The 2,540-nt window shown below is 71.0% G+C and carries 2 protein-coding genes and 1 pseudogene; 1 reads left to right on the forward strand and 2 read right to left on the reverse strand.

Going from position 1 to position 2,540, the window contains the following annotated elements:
* On the forward strand, window positions 1-1,158 hold a 1,158-nt coding region (locus KS423_RS43310; RefSeq protein ID WP_224285183.1), incomplete at its 5' end, for a S1 family peptidase.
* A gap of 3 nt (window positions 1,159-1,161) precedes the next feature.
* On the opposite strand, the gene KS423_RS43315 is transcribed toward KS423_RS43310, so the two are convergent.
* Both KS423_RS43315 and KS423_RS43320 read right to left on the reverse strand, forming a co-directional pair.
* Complete coding sequence (locus KS423_RS43315; protein ID WP_224285184.1) at window positions 1,162-1,932, reverse strand: hypothetical protein; 771 nt, start codon at window positions 1,930-1,932, stop codon at window positions 1,162-1,164.
* Window positions 1,933-2,062: 130 nt separating this feature from the next.
* Window positions 2,063-2,540: pseudogene (locus KS423_RS43320) on the reverse strand (hypothetical protein); the annotation flags it as partial.

Here is a 2,540-nt window from a genome sequence, read left to right on the forward strand (position 1 = left end):
GGCGTGGCGCCGAGCTCCGCCGCCGGCAGCCTCGCCTTGCCGGCCCCGTTCACCCCGCAGACCGCCGCGCGTGCGGTGGCGGCCCAAGTCGGCCTCCCGGAGGCCGAGGTGGCGCAGCGGCTCGCCGCGCAGGACGGGCTGGCGGCCACCGCCAAGGCGTTCGAGGGCAGTCAGGGCGCGAAGGCCGCGGGCGTCTGGGCCGACGTGATGCGCGGCGAGGTCCACGCGAACGTCGTCGACGACGAGGGGGAACGCGCGGCGAAGGCCGCCGGGGTCATCCCGCAGCGCGCCGCGTACACCACCGCCGTCCTGAAGGAGGTCCAGGCGCGGCTGGATGCCGCGGGCGCCAAGGGACTGATCCCGAAGGACAGCTCCTGGGGGGTGGACACCCAGGCGAACCGCGTCAGGCTGGAGCTTCCGGCCTCCGCGGACGGCGAGGCGCTGCTGCGCGAGGCCGGTGTGACCGGGGAGGAGCGCGGAAAGGTCGCGGTCTCCACGCATCAGGGGACCGCCAACCACCAGACCGGACTCGTCGGCGGTGACGGTCTGTCGATTCCGGGCAGGGAACTCTGCTCGGCCGGGATCATGCTCCAGAAGGGTGGCGACACCTACCTGGCGACGGCCGCCCACTGCGTCGACATGGGCAGCGAGATCCGGCGGAACGACGGCAGCACGGACAGGAACGGCAACGGCCTCATCGGCAAGGTGGCCGTCAAGCAGTACCCCACCTCGGACTACGCACTGATCAAGGTGGACCACCCTCGGGACTGGAGCCCGTCGGGAGGGCAGGCCAAGTCCGAGGGGCCGTGGTTCAACTACTACGGCGGCTACGTCGCGAACCCGGCGACGGACATGGCGGGCGGTCTGTACACCTGCATCTCCGGCGCGGCCGGCGGCTGGCAGTGCGGCGAGTACTTCGCGTCGGGGTGGAGCTTCACCAACAAGGACGGCACGACCACGTCCGGCGTCGTCGTCGTCAAGGACGTCGCCACGCAGGGCGGCGACAGCGGGGGAGCCGTCCTGTACGGAACCAAGGCCGCCGGTACCCTGATCGGCTGGACAATCGTCGGCGGAAAACAAATGTCGACGGTCCAGCCGATCTCCAGGATCGTCCAGGACTTCGACGGGGCCATGACCCCCGTCGACTGGCGCACGTGACAGTCACCCCCGACCGGGACGGCCCCTCGCGCACACCCGCGGACGCTGTTGGCTAAGTGGGATCCTGGTCATTTTGCCCCGCCGAGCTGGCGTTCCAGCGAGGCGGGGCGAAGTGCTGCGAAGTGGCTGGTGCGGGCCCGGGGTGTCTGGGTGAGGTGGGCGTCGATGCGGGCGAGGTTGATCGCGGCGGCGGTGAGCTGGTGCTGGAGGCCGGTCTTCGCGCACCGTCACGTCGCCGAAGTCGACCTCGGCCTCCATGCCGGGCTGGTGCGTCTGCGGGACGAACACCTCCAGCGGAGTCTTGCCCGACTCCACCAGGATCTGCGGCTTGCGGTCCGCGACGTAGCGCCGAACCTGCTGGTAAGAGACGTCGGCGCCGTGTTCCTCGACCAGGCGGTGGAAGATCCGCGTGACCGTGTGCCGCTGCTTGCGCGGCGCGTCCAGGTCGGCCCGCAGGATCCCGTCGATCACGGCCTTGTACGAGTCCGGCGCGGTCGGCCGCGGCGGGAGCTTCTTCCGTGGCTCCGGCCAGACCGAGTCCACGGCCTTCCTGATCGTCCGCCACGACACGTTGCACTTCCGCTCGATCTCCCGCAGCTTCATGCTGTCGCGGTGGTCGCGTCGGATCGCGGCGTACAGCTCGACCTTCGACATCTGCGGCATGACCAGGTCCTGGTGGAGGTCGACCTCCACAACGGCGCCAACGCGAAGATCGCCCGCAAGTTCGACGGGTACGCCGAGTACTTCGCCCTTACCTACAAGGACCCCAGCCATCAAGGCCACCCGTCCGCCGCGAGGCAGCTGAAGGTGTGGCGGCGCAAGTACCCCACCGCCCCGAGCGGAACGTGGCCGCCGATCGCTCTCGTCCTGGCCGGCGCCGGACCCCGGGGCCTGCCAGGCACCATCAACGAGGTCCAGGCCCTGACCCGCAAATCACTGGCAGCCGTACGGCGGCCTCGACTTCACCGGCCGCATCCCGATCCTCGCGTGCACCCTCGACCAGCTGACAGCCCAGGGCCCGCACGCCCCGATCTGGTGGCGCTTCGGCAGCCACCAGTGGCAGAACCTCACCGACGCCCTCGCCAACACCGAGTACCTCACCTGCACCCGGGCCCGCCTCGCCGCCGAGGAGCAGGCCGCCGAAGACGAGAAGGAACGGCGCCTGGAAGCCACCCGCTGCCCGGGCTGCGACCGCCGCGAGGACGAGTACGACTGGACGCCCGGCGCCGGCGACGGCACCGAGCTCTGCTACGACTGCCGCAGGGAAGCCGACGACACCCGCGAGCACGACGCCCTGCTCGCCGCCCGTCGGGCGAACGCCGCCATGCACCCCTGCCACACCTGCGAGGGCTCCATCGGAGGCAAGCCGGACTCGGTCGCCG

This window comes from Streptomyces sp. LS1784, assembly GCF_020103755.1.
Lineage (GTDB): Bacteria > Actinomycetota > Actinomycetes > Streptomycetales > Streptomycetaceae > Kitasatospora.

Coding starts and splice junctions, on each gene's coding strand:
- KS423_RS43315 (WP_224285184.1), bottom strand. CDS start 1,932: ATGGCTGGGGTCCTTGTAGGTAAGGGCGAAGTACTCGGCGTACCCGTC.